The sequence below is a fragment of the Ruania halotolerans genome (assembly GCF_021049285.1).
Classification (GTDB): Bacteria; Actinomycetota; Actinomycetes; order Actinomycetales; family Beutenbergiaceae; genus Ruania; species Ruania halotolerans.
This window is the reverse complement of record NZ_CP088017.1, coordinates 2,537,748-2,552,095: the sequence shown is the minus strand read 5'-3', so window position 1 is coordinate 2,552,095 and position 14,348 is coordinate 2,537,748. Positions and strand designations below refer to the sequence as shown.

Sequence of the window (14,348 nt, the reverse complement as noted above, 5' to 3'; positions counted from 1 at the left end):
TGTGCGCGTCCACTGTGCGGTTCCCGAGATACCGGCACACCACCCCCTGGTCCCAGAACCCCGGACACCAATCCGGGGAACAGGGACCACCAAAGGGTGGTGACACCGCAACACCCCACACCCGTGGGGTGTGATATCTCCATAGAGTTACGGCGGCCATAGCGAGGCGGGAAACGCCCGGTCCCATTCCGAACCCGGAAGCTAAGCCCCTCAGCGCCGATGGTACTGCACTCGCGAGGGTGTGGGAGAGTAGGACACCGCCGGACACCCATTCCAACAAGGGCCACCAGGGACACCCCCACCACACAACGTGAGGGCACACCCGGTGGCCCTTGTTGCGTCCTGGGCCGGGTAGTATTCCTGGCGTCATCGTGAACAGTGAGGAGCGCCCATGGCTCAGGAGCCGAAGGACGAAGAACGTCGCCGGCCCGACCGGGAAGGCTCCGGTACCGCGCGTAACGGTTCGAATAGCCGGGGCGAAGCCCACGGTCGGCGCGAGGCGAATGGATCCGGCAACGGCCGTGGTCGAAGTGCTGCATCGCGTGGCGGCCCGGACCGCGGTAGCAGTGCGCCGAGGGGCGGCGCGAGTCGCACTGGCGGGGCGAGCCGCGGTCGTGGCGCGGCGTATGAATCTGGGCGCCCGAACGCTCCACAGCGGGGTGGCGGGCCGCGTCGGGACGGTTCTAGGTCCCCTGCTGGTGATCGTTCCCGGCCTGACGGTGACCAGCGGCGCCCCCTACCTCGTGGTGAGTCCCGGCCGCCGCAGGACGATCGGCCACAGGATCCTCCGCTCGAGGAGTCCGTGACCTGGGACCAGCTCGACCGTGACGCGCGCGGGAGGCTGCGCACCCTGGCAAAGGACAATGCCGAACGAGTTGCCCGGCATCTGATCATGGCCGGTAGCCTGCTCGATTCAGATCCTGAAACTGCCTACCTTCACGCGCACGCCGCTTCCCGCCGAGCAGGTCGCGTGGACGTGGTCCGCGAAGCGGTTGCCCTGACTGCGTACGCCACGGGGCGATACGCCGAGGCCCTGCGGGAGATTCGCACTGTTCGCCGGCTCAGCGGCGTCGACGGCATGCGGCCCATTGAGGCTGACTGCGAACGGGGTCTGGGCAGGCCCGAGCGGGCGCTCGCGCTGGCGTCCGCACCGCCGAGTGCGGCGATGACGCCGGACGATCGGATCGAGCTCGCCATCGTTGCCAGTGGCGCGCGCCTCGATCTCGACCAACCTGATGCAGCGCTATTGCTCCTCGAGCAGCCCCTTGTGGCCAGCGCCGGTGGCGAGACCGGGATGCGTGTCGCAGAAGCCAAGGTGGCCGTGCTGCGCGCCCTCGGGCGAACAGCGCAAGCGGATGAGTTGGCGGCGAGCCTGCCTGAGCCGGAGGTGGGGGACGACGACGTGGTCTTCGGCGAGATCGACGGGTTCGAGCAGGAGGAGGGCTCACCATGACCGAGGACGGGGCCAGCGGGGCGACGTTGATAGGAAGCGAACGCCCCCTGCAGGAGGCGTTCGATGTTGCGCTGCTCGACCTTGACGGTGTGGTCTATCGGGGCGCGCAGGACGTGCCCCATGCCGCTGACGCTGTCGCGACAGCACGTGAGGTCGGGATGGGCACGATGTTCGTCACGAACAACGCCGCGCGATCACCTCAGACGGTAGCCCGGCACTTGACCGACCTGGCGGTGCCCACCGGACCCGAAGAGGTGACGACCGCAGCACAGGCTGCTGCTGCTCTCGTCGCGTCGGAGGCTGATGCGCAGACACGAGTGCTGGCCATTGGCGGCGATGGGCTCCGTGAAGCACTGCTTGCCGAGGGGCTCACGGTTGTCGATTCGGCCCGTGAGGCCCCCACGGTGGTGGTCCAGGGATTCGCACCGACTCTCGGGTGGTCCGACCTGGCCGAGGCGGTCTACGCGATCAACGGCGGCGCCACATTCATCGCGTCCAACACCGATGCGACGTTGCCGACCGAACGGGGGATGGCCCCGGGGAACGGCTCGCTCGTGGCTGCAGTTGTCCATGCCACGGGTGTACGCCCTCGCTCTACGGGCAAGCCACAACCAGAGATCTTTCAGCAGGCCGCCGAACGCTCCGGCGCCCGGCGCCCGCTGGTGGTCGGCGACCGTTTGAACACCGACCTTGCCGGCGCACTTGCCGCCGGTTTCCCTGGTCTGCACGTGCTGACCGGGGTCGACGGCATCAATGAGGTCCTGCGTGCGGCGCCGTGTGAGCGACCGAACTTCCTCGCTCGTGATCTGCGCGGACTTGCCGAGGCGCACCCGCAGCCGCTCCGCACGGGCAGCATGTGGACGTGTCGTGGAGCGATTGCGCTCGTCCGGGACGGGCGGGTGATGCTGCATCGGGGAGAAGCCGAGTTGGCGTTCGGTGACACGCGCGTGAGCATGGACGAGTTCCGAGCTGGCGCTGCGGCCGCGTGGGACGCCAGCGATGCCTCCGGTACGGACACTGTGTTGATTCAGGACGAACGGCCGGTCCAGCTCATCTCCGACTGAGCGGGCGCCCGGCCAGGTAGCGTTGCAGGAGGAAGGGAGTGCCCGTGTCGACCACTGACGATGCCACCGGAGATCTCGCAGCGGCCCTTGCGGCACTGGAGCGCCTCGGCGGCGACCAACCGCTTCCCGAGCACGTCGACGCGTTTGAACACGTCCACAATCTGCTCCAGGACCGCCTCGCCCAGGCGGAGAACTGATGGCTCGTCGTGCCCGGCTCGATGCCGAACTTGTGCGACGTGGCCTGGCTCGGTCGCGTCAGCACGCTGCGGAACTGATCGACGGCGGCCGTGTCCTACTCGACGGTAGTCCGGCCAGCAAACCTGCCACGCAGCTCGACCCTGCCCGCCCCGTTCGGGTTCTCGACGCTTCCGACGGCACCCCGGAGTATGTCTCCCGCGGCGGGCACAAACTCGCCGGTGCACTCGATGCCCTGGGTGCGGCCGCTCCGCAGGTGAGCGGGCGCCGAGCGCTCGACGCCGGTGCCTCCACCGGTGGGTTCACCGACGTGCTACTGCGACGAGGCGTTGCCCACGTCGTGGCCGTGGATGTGGGGTATGGGCAGCTCGCCTGGGAACTACGCACCGATGAGCGGGTGACGGTCATGGACCGTACGAACATTCGTGCGATCGACCCGGAAACGGTGCAGCCGCAGGTGGACCTGATCGTGGGGGATCTGTCGTTCATCTCGCTCACTCTGGTGCTGCCCGCCCTCGTTGCGGTGGCCACACCCGAGGCGGACCTGCTACTGATGGTCAAACCTCAGTTCGAGGTGGGCAAGGACCGCCTTGGTGCCGGCGGCGTGGTCCGGGACCCAGCGCTGCACGCCGAGGCTGTGCGCACAGTGGTGCGCGCCGCCGCGGAACATGGACTCGCCCTGCGAGCAGTGGTCGCGAGTCCGTTACCAGGCCCGAGTGGCAATGTGGAGTACTTCGTCCACCTGAGCGCCGGCGTAGCAACTGACGAGGAGGCGGTCCTGACGATGGTGGCAGATGCGATCACAGCAGGCCCCGCAGGAGACAGTCGATGACGCGAAACGTCCTGATCCTCACCCACCCGACGCGACCTGCGGCACAGCGGGCCGCTGAGCAGGTGGCCACCGAGTTGCGAGCACACGGAATGGCTCCGGTCACCGAGGAGGACATGACCGCAGCCCCCGGCATCGATCTCGAGCTGGTGATCGTTCTCGGCGGGGACGGCACCATTCTTCGTGCGGCTGAGTTGGTGCGCGGCCGGGAGACGCCACTCGTCGGAATCAACCTCGGCCACGTCGGCTTCCTTGCCGAATCCGAAGTGGACCGCGTCTCGCACGTGGTCTCCCGCGCAGCTGCACGTGATTACCTCGTCGAAGAGCGGATCACCCTGGACGTCGCCGTGACCCGGCCCGATGAGAGCGAGCCCGCGCACGGGTGGGCAATCAACGACGTCAGTGTCGAAAAGGCCGAACGGGAGCGAATGGTCGAAGTTGCCATCGGAATCGACGACCGGGGGCTGTCCACGTTCGGCTGCGACGGGGTCGTGATGGCTACCCCGACCGGATCGACTGCGTATGCGTTCTCTGCCGGAGGTCCGGTCGTATGGCCAGACGTCGACGCCATGCTCCTGGTGCCGATCAGTGCGCACAGTCTGTTCGCTCGACCGCTTGTGGTTGGCCCCAACTCGCGGATGGCTGTCGAAATACTCAGCCGCAGTTTCACTTCCGCTGTGATCTGGTGTGATGGCCGGCGCCGGATCGATGCACCGCCCGGGTCACGAATTGACGTAGTTCGCGGCTCCGAACGCGTGCGACTGGCACGCTTCAACCGCGCGCCCTTCACTGACCGGCTCGTCGGGAAGTTCAATCTCCCGGTGGCCGGTTGGCGCGGGGGAGAGGAGACGTTGTGATCGAAGAGATCCAGATCCGCGATCTCGGCGTGATCGAGTCTGCCACGATCGAGCTCGACCGCGGATTGACCGTGATCACCGGTGAGACCGGTGCGGGCAAGACGATGGTCCTGACAGGTCTGGGCCTGCTGCTCGGTGGCAAGGCAGACCCCGGGTCGATCCGACCTGGTGCCGAGATTGCCTCCGTGGAGGGCCGGTTCGCTCCGCCGCAGGATCACACTGCCCTGAGCGTGGCTGCCGACGCCGGTGCCATGCTCGACGATGGCGTTCTCCTGGTGGTGCGTACGCTTGCGCCCACCCGATCCCGTGCTCATCTAGGCGGACGGTCGGTACCCCAGGGTCTACTCGCCGAACTCGGTCACGAACTGGTGACCGTGCACGGACAGAGTGAACAGATTCGCCTCCGTTCGCCGGCGCTTCAGCGCCAGGCATTGGACGTATTCGCCGGCCCGGAGCATGCGCAGAACCTGGCGCTGTACGGCCGGTTGCATCAGCAGCGTCAGGATGCGCAGCGTGCTCTTGAACGTTGGGACGCCGACAGCCAGGCGAGAGAGGTGGAGTTGGATCGGCTCCAGCGTGCGCTGGAACGGATCGACGCCTTGGAACCGCGAGCGGGCGAGGACGCCGAGCTTCGTGCCGAGGCGGAGCGGCTTGGCAATGTAGAAGACCTGCGTGCTGCTGCAGAGCACGCTCATCGAGCACTGGGCGGGGCAGAGGATCCAGATGCTCCGGAGGGTGCCCTGGCGCTGGTCGACCACGCACGCCGGTCGTTGGCAGCCGCCGCCGATCACGACGAGACTCTCGCCGATTGGAGCGGGCGGCTGGACACTGTTTCCTACCAACTGTCCGATGTGCTCACCGAGATCGGCAGCTATGTGACCGGGTTGGAAGCCGATCCTGAGCGGCTCGACCAGGTTCATACGCGGCGCTCGGCACTCACCGAGGCTGCACGCACCTATACCGACGGTGGTGAGCTCGTGGAGCTGCTTGCCTTCGCCGAGGACGCTCGGGCCCGGGTGGCAGCACTCACCGCCCCAGGCGCCGGCCGGGACGCCCTGGACACCGAGCTGCAGCAACTGGAGAGCGATGAGCGCGACGCGGCTGCCTCCGTCACGCAGGGGCGACGGCACGCCGCCCGTCTCCTGGCCGAGGCGGTGGATGCGGAACTGGCCGGACTGGCGATGTCCGGGGCGCATCTGAGCGTCGCCCTGCACGAGCGCAGCGCTCTCGGCCCGTGGGGCGCTGAGGATGTCGAGTTCAGTCTCACGCCGCACCCTGGAGCGCCGGCACGTCCGCTCGCCAAGGGAGCCTCCGGCGGGGAGCTCTCCCGGGTGATGCTCGCCCTCGAGGTCGCCATGGCACGTCAGCAGGCGAGCACGCCCGGTGGCACGCTGCCCGCGTTCGTCTTCGATGAAGTCGATGCCGGGGTCGGTGGACAGGCAGCAGTGGAAGTGGGGCGCCGGCTCGCCGAGCTGGCCCGTCATACCCAAGTGATCGTGGTCACACACCTCGCCCAGGTGGCAGCCTTCGCCGATCGTCATCTTGTGGTCATGAAGACCTCAGGAGCTCACCAAGGCGCGGTGACCAACAGCGACATCCGGCGGGTGGAGGGCCCAGACCGGGAGGCAGAGTTGGCCAGAATGCTCTCCGGGGACCCTCTCTCCGAGACTGCTTTGCGGCATGCCGCAGAGCTCCTGGAACGACCGGTCGTGGGACGATAGGGCCGATGGTCTCTCTCCTGCGTCGGCGTCCACGGGATGAGGACGCGTCCGATGACGCGCTCTCCCGCGTCCGCGTCGACCCACGCACCAAATCGCTGACCAAGCGGCTGCGTCCCGACGAGATTGCCGTGATCGATCACGAAGATCTGGATCGGGTCTCCGCCGAGGCATTGGTGGCATGCCAACCGGCAGCCGTGCTCAACGCAGCTCCATCGATCTCTGGCCGGTACCCGAACCTCGGTCCCCAGATCCTCATCGACGCCGGCATCCCGCTGGTGGACGATCTGGGTCCGGACCTGATGCAGTTGCGCGAAGGCGCCCGCGTGCGTATTGATGACGGCACCGTCTTTACCGACGGCGGTGACGTCGTCGCCGAAGGGACGGTGCAAACCGAGGAATCGGTGGCTATGGCCATGGACGAGGCCAAGGCCGGGCTTTCGGTCCAGCTCGAAGCGTTCGCCGCCAACACCATGGATTACATGAAGCGCGAGCGTGAGCTACTCCTGGATGGTGTGGGCGTGCCCGTGGTCCGTACCGAGTTCGAGGGGCGCCACGTGCTGATCGTGGTGCGCGGGTACTCCTACAAAGAAGACCTCGCCATGCTGCGCTCCTACGTACGCGAGTATCGTCCGCTACTGGTCGGCGTGGACGGCGGTGCGGATGCCATCGTGGAGGAGGGGCTGCGTCCGGACATGATCGTCGGAGACATGGATTCCGTCTCCGACAAGACGTTACGCAGCGGTGCCGAGATCGTGGTGCACGCCTACCGCGACGGCCGCGCACCCGGTCTGGAACGCGTGGAACGCCTCGGCGTGGAGCATGTGGAGTTTCCAGCGACTGGGACCAGCGAGGATGTCGCCATGCTGCTTGCTGATGAGAAGGGGGCTTCCCTGATCGTGGCCGTGGGCACGCACGAGACGCTCGTGGAGTTCCTCGACAAGGGGCGGGCAGGGATGGCCAGTACCTTCCTCACCCGGCTGCGCGTGGGAGGCAAACTGATCGACGCCAAGGGAGTCTCCCGCCTCTACCGGCACCGGATTTCCAACTGGCAGGTCACGGCACTGATCCTGGCCGGATTGGCCGCGCTCGCGGCAGCCGCAGCCGCCACACCCGCGGGGCAGGCCTTCTTCGGGATCGTCATGGCCCGGTTCGACGACATCTGGTCCTCGTTGCGGGACCTGTTCACCGGGCTCTTCTGACGCCCGCGACGAGAAAGACGTTCCCGTGATCGACTTCCGCTACCACATCGTCTCCATCATTTCGGTGTTCCTCGCGCTCGCCGTCGGCATCGTGCTGGGCGCCGGACCGTTGCGCGATTACATCGCCGATGAGCTCTCCGGGCAGGTTGACCAGCTCCGGGAGGAGAAGGACGCGCTCCGCACCGAGCTCGACGATACCCAGGCTGCACTTCAGGATCGGAGCACGTTCCTCACCGACGCCGCCCCGCAACTCTTCGACGGCGCGCTGGACGGGCGCACAGTAGTCATCGTCGAGCTTCCTGGCGTCGATCCGGACGTCTCTGGTGCGGTGCAGGCGAGGGTGGACCAGGCCGGTGGGACTGTCACCGGCACAGTTGCGCTGACCGATGCGTGGTTCGATCCGAGCGAAGTTGCCTTCCGCTCCGGAATCGCGGAGAACCTGGTGGCGTCGATGAACCCGGCCCCGGCCGATGCTGCCAGCGGCGACCGGGTGCTGGCGCAGGCACTCGGACAAGCGCTCACCCTGCGCGATCCGGATGACCCGCAGCAGCGCTCAGCCGAGGCTGAGCAGATCCTCGAACTGTTGCGCACCGGTGAGCTGATCGGTGAAGAAGCATCAGTGGATGGGCCCGCCTACGCCACCGTCGTGATCGGACCACTCGATCCCGACGACCCGCTCACAGCTACCGAGATCGAGGAGTTGGCGAGCGTCAACGAGTCCGCCATTACCCTCGCCGAAGGGCTCGCCGAGACAGGTGAAGCGTCCGTGGTCGCAGGCGTCGACGGCGGGCCGGGCACGCTACTGACGGCGCTACGCGCCGATGATGAGGCGTCCGCAGAGGTCACCACAGTCGATTCGGTGGGCACCATCACCGGGCAGGTCACCGTTCCGCTTGCGCTCGCCGCTGCGATCGCCGACGACGGAGGGCACTTCGGTCTGTCGGAGGCCGCCGACGCTGTGGTGCCCGACCGTCACGATCTGCCGGCACCCGATCCGCTCCAGTTCGCACGTGGCCCCATCGAGGCGGACGAATGAGCATGAGGAGGGCCCAGGAAGGAACGCCGGGGGACGCCCGATGAGACGGATCACAGCCGCGGCGCTGGGGGCAGGGGTGAGCGCTGCGGCATCGGCGGCCCTCCGTCGTCGCCCACCTGGCGGGGCCACACGGTGGGACCGCCGGAACTTCCGCGGCCGTTCAGTCAGCGTGCTCGGTGGGCTGGCTGCGGCATGCTCCAGCGTGGCCGCGGGAGCAGTGGGGGCCGCGTTGACCGGTCCGGCACGGGGATCAGCGTCCCTCGGTGCAACACTGGCCACCGCTGCGGCCGGCGCTTTCGGCGCCGTGGACGATCTCGATCCGGATCCAGCATCAACCCGCGGTCTGCGTGGCCATGTGCGAGCTCTGGCAGCCGGGCGCCTGACCACGGGCGGACTGAAGTTGATCGGGATCTCAGGCTGCGCCGTCGTGGCGGCTCTGCTGCTCACCGACACCGGGCGGCGAGGCGACCGACCCGGCCCGCCCGTTGCGCTCCGCGCGTTGGACGTGCTCACCTCCGGCGCGCTCATCGCCGGGACGGCGAACCTGGTGAACCTGTTCGACTTACGGCCTGGTCGCGGGCTTAAGGCCACCTCAATGATCGCTGTGCCGCTCACCGCCGTCGGCGGACGGACCGGCACCATGGCTGCAGCCGCCACCGGGGTGGTTGCCGGCTCCTGGCGATCAGACCTGGGGGAGGAGACGATGCTCGGTGACACCGGTGCGAACGCCCTCGGGGCACTTGTCGGTTCGGCCCTCGCCGTGCACCCACGCGTCGTCGTCCGGATCGCCAGTCTCGGTGCCGTGGTGTTCCTCATCGCGGCGAGCGAGAAGGTGAGTTTCTCTGCGGTCATCGCCGATTCCCCGGTGCTGCGTGCGGTTGATTCCTGGGGTCGTCTGCCGTGAGATTGCGCCGCCTGCTCGGTCCGGTGGCCGGGGCGGCGACGATGATCGCTGCGCTGACCATCGTCTCTCGAGTGCTCGGTTTCGGCCGATGGCTGGTCCAGGCCGAGACAGTTGGGTCCGGTGCGGTCGGCGATGCCTACGCCTCGGCGAACCTGGTCCCGAATGTGCTGTACGAGGTGGTCGCAGGCGGGGCGCTCGCCGGGGCGGTGATCCCGCTGCTCGCGGGCCCTATCGCCCGCTCGGTACGCGCCGACACCGACCAGATCTCGTCCGCCTTGCTCACCTGGGCGTTCATCGGCCTGACTCCGGTGGCGGTGGCGCTGAGCGTGTTCGCCCGCCCGCTGGCCGCGCTGTTGCCGGAGGCAGCGGGTGCGGACCCGGCAGCTCAGCTCGAGGCCACCACCAGGTTCCTCCAGATTTTCGCGCCCCAGGTGGTGCTCTACGGCATCGGGGTGGTGCTCACGGGTGTCTTGCAGGCCCATCGGCGGTTCCTGGCGCCGGTGCTCGCTCCGATCGCCTCCACGTTGGTGGTGATCGTCAGTTACCTCGTGTTCGGCGCATTGGCGAACGGCCTGACGAACGCACCTGATGGACTTCCCGATGCGGCGTTCGCGTGGCTCGCGTGGGGCACCACGGCCGGTGTGGCCGCCCTCTCGCTCCCGCTTCTGGTGCCGGTCTACCGATGTGGAGTGCGGTTGCGTCCGACAGTGCGCTTCCCGCCCGGTGTGGCGGTGCGAGCCCGGTCCCTGGCGCTGGCGGGGCTCGGTTCCCTGCTGGCCCAGCAGGCGTCCGTGCTGTCCGTGTTGTGGGTCTCTCGCGCGGGCGGAAGCGCTGGCACGATCGTCGTCTTCCAGTGGGCCCAGGCGGTCTACCTGCTGCCCTATGCCGTCCTCGCCGTACCGGTGGCCACCGCGGTGTTCCCCCGCTTGGCAGAGCTGGCAAGTAGCGACCAGAGCTTGTTCCGGCGCACGACCTGGAGCGCCACTCGCGCCGTCGTGGCCGTGGCGATCCTTGGCGCCGGGGTGCTCGTGGCGGTGGCGCCCGCCGTGCAGCAGCTGTTCGCACGCTGTGACGGGATGGGCCAGTGCAATGACACGACCGGGATGGCCCAGGCGCTCACGGCCATGGCACCGGGCGTGATTGGGCTGTCGATGATCTTCTTGATCAGTCGGGCGCTCTACAGCATGGACCGTAGCCGTGCCGCCGTGTCGGCGACCGCGCTCGGCTGGCTTGTGGTCACAGCCACGGCCCTGCTCGGGGTGGCCGCGTTCGCTCCGGACGGTGGCGAGGGGGCCCAGACGCTGCTGATCCTCGGCGTCGCGCACACGGCGGGGATGACTGTTGCCGGTAGTGCGCTGATCGTGCTACTCGCATCAGCCATGCACACCCGGGTGCCCGCTGAGCTGCTGCGCACCTGCGTGGTGGCTGGCGGGGGCGCAGTTGTGGGGGCCGTCCTCGGGCGATGGGCGACAGGGACGATCCTTGACCTTGCCGGCCCGGGGGCCGTGGCCGCCGTGCTCGCGGGCACGCTCGGTGGCATGCTGGCCATGCTGGCGGTGGCCGGTGCGGTGGCACTCGCCGACCGCGGGATTGTGAGAGTGCTGAGGAGGAGCCGTGCCTGACCATCGCGTCGTGCAGCTGACCGGGTCGAGTGACGGCGGGGTCGGTCGGCACGCCCGGGAGCTCTCTGCACTGCTGTCCGAGCACAACCGAGTGATCCTGGCTGGGCCCCGAGAGGTCATTGCCGGTGCCGATTCGCGGGTACGCACGACGGTGATCGACGTGCAGGACCGCCCGCGGATGAACGATGCGCGCGCGCTGGCCAGGATCCGCGCCATCGCAAGGGGCGCCGACGTGCTGCATGCGCACGGGTTGCGGGCCGGTGCCCTGGCCGCGCTGGCGCTGAGCACACCCACTCCGGAACGGACCGCGCTCGTGGTGACCTTGCACAACGCTGCCGTGGGCGGCCAGGGCGTCCGGTCCGTGGCGGCCGGACTGCTGCGGGTGATCACGGCCCGCGCGGACGTGGTGCTCGGGGTGAGCGGAGATCTGGTGACCGACGCGCTGGTGCACGGTGCTCGGCGCGCGGAGCGAGCGCTGGTGCCCGCACCACGACGTGAGCCGGCGCAGGCGCTCGGGGAGACCGAGCGCAGGTCGCTGGGACTGTACCCGGGCTGGCCGATGGTGCTCACCGTCGCTCGGCTCGCGCCGCAGAAGGGACTCGGACTGCTCGCCGACGCGGCCGCCCTACTCGCGGACCGCGCGCCCGATGCACGCTGGCTGGTGGCCGGCAACGGGCCGTTGATGGACGACCTGGCCGATCAGGTGCTCGGCGAGGCGCTCCCGGTGACCCTCCTCGGGCACCGCCCGGATGTGCCCTCGCTTTTCGCCGCCGCGGATGTGGTGGTGAGCACAAGTGCCTGGGAGGGGCAGCCGATCAACCTGCAGGAGGCGCTCGCCGCGGGTGCCCCGATCGTTGCCACCGACGTCGGTGGCACGCGGGAAGTGACCGGCGATGCCGCGCTCCTGGTGCCCTATGCAGACCCAGACGCGCTGGCGGGAGCAATCACGCGGGTGCTCACCGATTCCATGCTGGCCGATGACCTGCGGCAACGGTCCCTCCGGCGGGCCGCAGAGCTGCCCACCGCTGACGACGCGGCCGCTCAGGTCCTCGAGATCTACGCGGACATAGCTGGCGGGTGATAGCGTTGAAGCCCGTGGTGATCTCTTCGAATTCCGGGCAGCAGGGCAACGTTCCACGACACATCTTCGTCACGGGTGGGGTTGCCTCCTCACTGGGGAAAGGCCTGACGGCGTCCAGCCTCGGCCACCTTCTCCGCGGCCGTGGTCTGCGGGTGGCGATGCAGAAGTTGGACCCGTACCTCAACGTCGACCCGGGCACGATGAACCCGTTCCAGCACGGTGAGGTCTTCGTCACCGAGGACGGTGCCGAGACCGACTTGGACATCGGCCACTACGAACGGTTCCTCGACGTGAACCTGGACGCCGGGGCCAACGTGACCACCGGCGTCGTCTACTCCCACGTGATCGCCAAGGAGCGCCGCGGTGAGTACCTGGGTGACACCGTGCAGGTGATCCCGCACATCACCGACGAGATCAAGCGCCGGATGCGCGCCCAGGCCAATCCTGCGGGTGGACAGGCACCGGATGTGATCATCACCGAGGTGGGCGGAACGGTCGGCGACATCGAGTCCCAACCCTTCCTTGAGGCGGCCCGTCAGGTCCGCCAGGACATCGGCCGGGACAACGTCTTCTTCGTCCATGTCTCCCTCGTCCCCTACCTCGGCCCGAGCGGAGAACTGAAGACCAAGCCCACCCAGCACTCGGTGGCGGCGCTGCGCAGTATCGGGATCCAACCGGACGCGATCGTGTGCCGCGCAGACCGGGAGATCCCCGAAGGCGTGAAGGCGAAGATCGCCTCGATGTGCGATGTGGACCGTGAGGCTGTGATCACATGCGTGGATGCTCCGAGCATCTACGACATTCCGAAGGTGATCCACTCCGAGGGTCTGGACGCCTATGTGATCCGCCGCTTGGCGATCCCGTTCCGTGATGTGGACTGGCATACCTGGAACGTGCTGCTCAAGCGTGTGCACCACCCCGCCGATGAGGTCGAGATCGCTCTCGTCGGGAAGTACATCGATCTGCCGGATGCCTATCTCTCGGTGACCGAGGCATTGCGTGCCGGTGGATTCCACACCGACACCCGAGTGCGGATTCGCTGGGTCGCTTCGGACGCCTGCCAGACTCCCGAGGGCGCTCGTAAGACGCTCGGCGGGGTGGACGGCGTGCTCGTGCCCGGCGGGTTCGGTGTGCGGGGGATCGAGGGCAAGCTCGGTGCCCTGCGCTGGGCGCGGGAGCATCAGGTACCCACTCTCGGGATCTGCCTCGGCCTGCAGTGCATGGTGATCGAGTACGCGCGCACTGTGCTGGGCCTGGAGGGCGCCTCCTCGACGGAGTTCGACATCGACACCCCCGATCCCGTGGTGGCCACCATGGCCGAGCAGCTCGCCTTTGTGGACGGCGAAGGTGACCTCGGCGGCACGATGCGCCTGGGCGCCTACGACGCCGTGCTCACCCCGGGGTCTGTGGTAGCCGATACCTATGGGACCGAGCGGGTCAGTGAAAGGCACCGGCACCGCTATGAGGTGAACAACACCTACCGGGATGCGCTCGCCGAGGCGGGCCTGCAGATCAGCGGCCGGTCGCCGGACTCCTCGCTCGTGGAGTTCGTGGAATTGGACCGCGAGAAGCATCCCTATTACGTGGCCACCCAGGCGCACCCGGAGTTCAAGTCCCGTCCGACGCGGGCGCACCCACTGTTCATCGGGCTGGTCTCTGCCGCGCTGGACCGGCAGCGGGAGACCCGCCTCCTCGAAGTGGAGCCGTCCTCGCGTGCCTGAGAACGGGGGAGTCGGGGAGCACCAGGAGCTTGTTCACGATCGAGGCACGGTGTTGCCCACGTCCGAGACGGAGACGCTGCACACCGGGTATGTGATGGACCTCGTGGGTGAGTCCGTGGACCTCGGCGATGCGGGCACGGTCCGGCGGGAGTTCATTCGCCACCCCGGTGCGGTGGCCGTGGTGGCCCTGGACGCCCACGACCGTGTGGCTCTGCTGCACCAGTACCGGCACCCGGTCCGCTCCTCGCTGTGGGAGGTCCCGGCAGGTCTGCTCGATGTGCCCGGGGAGCCGCTGCGCACAGCCGCTGCGCGGGAGCTGGCCGAGGAGGCGGACCTGCGGGCCGCGACGTGGCACACGCTGGTGGACTTCTACACCTCACCTGGTGGGAGTGACGAACGGATCCGCATCTTCCTGGCGCGCGACCTCACCGAGGTTCCCGAGGCCCATCGCCATGATCGTGAGGCCGAGGAACTGGGGATGGAGCTGCGCTGGGTGCCGCTCGCAGATGCGGTGGCAGCGGCCTTGGCGGGCCGGATCCACAACCCGAGTACCGTCACAGGCATCCTTGCCACGCATGCGGCGCGAGCTGAGGACTGGTCGCGACTCAGACCTGCTGAGGCTCCATGGACTCCAGCGTGGCACCGGGACGCCTGAGCGCCATCACG

General features: G+C 68.3%; 13 protein-coding genes and 1 rRNA gene. All 14 read left to right on the top strand.

The genetic code is table 11. The features are described 5' to 3' along the window. The first annotated feature begins 148 nt into the window (after positions 1 to 148). The 14 genes from rrf to LQF10_RS11230 all read left to right on the top strand — a co-directional run bounded on the left by rrf (position 149) and on the right by LQF10_RS11230 (position 14,337). Positions 149 to 266 (top strand): 5S ribosomal RNA (gene rrf, locus LQF10_RS11295). A gap of 536 nt (positions 267 to 802) precedes the next feature. Beyond that, complete coding sequence (locus tag LQF10_RS11290; RefSeq protein ID WP_231063949.1) at positions 803 to 1,453, top strand: hypothetical protein; 651 nt, start codon at positions 803 to 805, stop codon at positions 1,451 to 1,453. Further along, on the top strand, positions 1,450 to 2,517 hold the full coding sequence (locus LQF10_RS11285) for an HAD-IIA family hydrolase (protein ID WP_231063948.1): 1,068 nt from the start codon (positions 1,450 to 1,452) through the stop codon (positions 2,515 to 2,517). The genes LQF10_RS11290 and LQF10_RS11285 overlap by 4 nt, the downstream gene beginning before the upstream one ends. Before the next feature lie 44 nt (positions 2,518 to 2,561). Continuing rightward, positions 2,562 to 2,714 (top strand): hypothetical protein, encoded by a 153-nt coding sequence (locus LQF10_RS11280; protein ID WP_231063947.1) that lies wholly within the window; start codon positions 2,562 to 2,564, stop codon positions 2,712 to 2,714. Next, positions 2,714 to 3,544 (top strand): TlyA family RNA methyltransferase, encoded by an 831-nt coding sequence (locus LQF10_RS11275; RefSeq protein WP_231063946.1) that lies wholly within the window; start codon positions 2,714 to 2,716, stop codon positions 3,542 to 3,544. Before LQF10_RS11280 ends, LQF10_RS11275 begins: the two co-directional genes overlap by 1 nt. Then, positions 3,541 to 4,398, top strand: coding sequence for an NAD kinase (locus LQF10_RS11270; RefSeq protein WP_231063945.1), 858 nt, complete (start codon positions 3,541 to 3,543; stop codon positions 4,396 to 4,398). The genes LQF10_RS11275 and LQF10_RS11270 overlap by 4 nt, the downstream gene beginning before the upstream one ends. Continuing rightward, positions 4,395 to 6,119 carry a DNA repair protein RecN gene (gene recN, locus LQF10_RS11265; protein ID WP_231063944.1) on the top strand — a complete coding sequence of 575 codons (1,725 nt, stop codon included), beginning with the start codon at positions 4,395 to 4,397 and terminating at the stop codon, positions 6,117 to 6,119. The genes LQF10_RS11270 and recN overlap by 4 nt, the downstream gene beginning before the upstream one ends. 5 nt (positions 6,120 to 6,124) lie before the next feature. Next, on the top strand, positions 6,125 to 7,318 hold the full coding sequence (gene steA / locus LQF10_RS11260) for a putative cytokinetic ring protein SteA (RefSeq protein ID WP_231063943.1): 1,194 nt from the start codon (positions 6,125 to 6,127) through the stop codon (positions 7,316 to 7,318). A gap of 25 nt (positions 7,319 to 7,343) precedes the next feature. After that, positions 7,344 to 8,354, top strand: a complete 1,011-nt coding sequence (locus tag LQF10_RS11255) for a copper transporter (RefSeq protein WP_231063942.1) — start codon at positions 7,344 to 7,346, stop codon at positions 8,352 to 8,354. A 40-nt stretch (positions 8,355 to 8,394) separates the two neighbouring features. Continuing rightward, positions 8,395 to 9,258, top strand: a complete 864-nt coding sequence (locus LQF10_RS11250) for a hypothetical protein (RefSeq protein WP_231063941.1) — start codon at positions 8,395 to 8,397, stop codon at positions 9,256 to 9,258. Further along, entirely contained in the window at positions 9,255 to 10,880 is a 1,626-nt protein-coding gene (gene murJ, locus LQF10_RS11245) for a murein biosynthesis integral membrane protein MurJ (protein WP_231063940.1), read from the top strand. Before LQF10_RS11250 ends, murJ begins: the two co-directional genes overlap by 4 nt. Further along, positions 10,873 to 11,961, top strand: coding sequence for a glycosyltransferase family 4 protein (locus tag LQF10_RS11240; RefSeq protein ID WP_231063939.1), 1,089 nt, complete (start codon positions 10,873 to 10,875; stop codon positions 11,959 to 11,961). Before murJ ends, LQF10_RS11240 begins: the two co-directional genes overlap by 8 nt. Positions 11,962 to 11,975: 14 nt before the next feature. Beyond that, entirely contained in the window at positions 11,976 to 13,682 is a 1,707-nt protein-coding gene (gene pyrG, locus LQF10_RS11235) for a CTP synthase (protein ID WP_231063938.1), read from the top strand. Further along, on the top strand, positions 13,675 to 14,337 hold the full coding sequence (locus tag LQF10_RS11230) for an NUDIX domain-containing protein (RefSeq protein WP_435531390.1): 663 nt from the start codon (positions 13,675 to 13,677) through the stop codon (positions 14,335 to 14,337). Before pyrG ends, LQF10_RS11230 begins: the two co-directional genes overlap by 8 nt. Positions 14,338 to 14,348 lie beyond the last annotated feature (11 nt).

Coding starts and splice junctions, on each gene's coding strand:
- LQF10_RS11285 (WP_231063948.1), top strand. CDS start 1,450: ATGACCGAGGACGGGGCCAGCGGGGCGACGTTGATAGGAAGCGAACGC.
- LQF10_RS11275 (WP_231063946.1), top strand. CDS start 2,714: ATGGCTCGTCGTGCCCGGCTCGATGCCGAACTTGTGCGACGTGGCCTG.
- LQF10_RS11270 (WP_231063945.1), top strand. CDS start 3,541: ATGACGCGAAACGTCCTGATCCTCACCCACCCGACGCGACCTGCGGCA.
- steA (WP_231063943.1), top strand. CDS start 6,125: ATGGTCTCTCTCCTGCGTCGGCGTCCACGGGATGAGGACGCGTCCGAT.
- LQF10_RS11250 (WP_231063941.1), top strand. CDS start 8,395: ATGAGACGGATCACAGCCGCGGCGCTGGGGGCAGGGGTGAGCGCTGCG.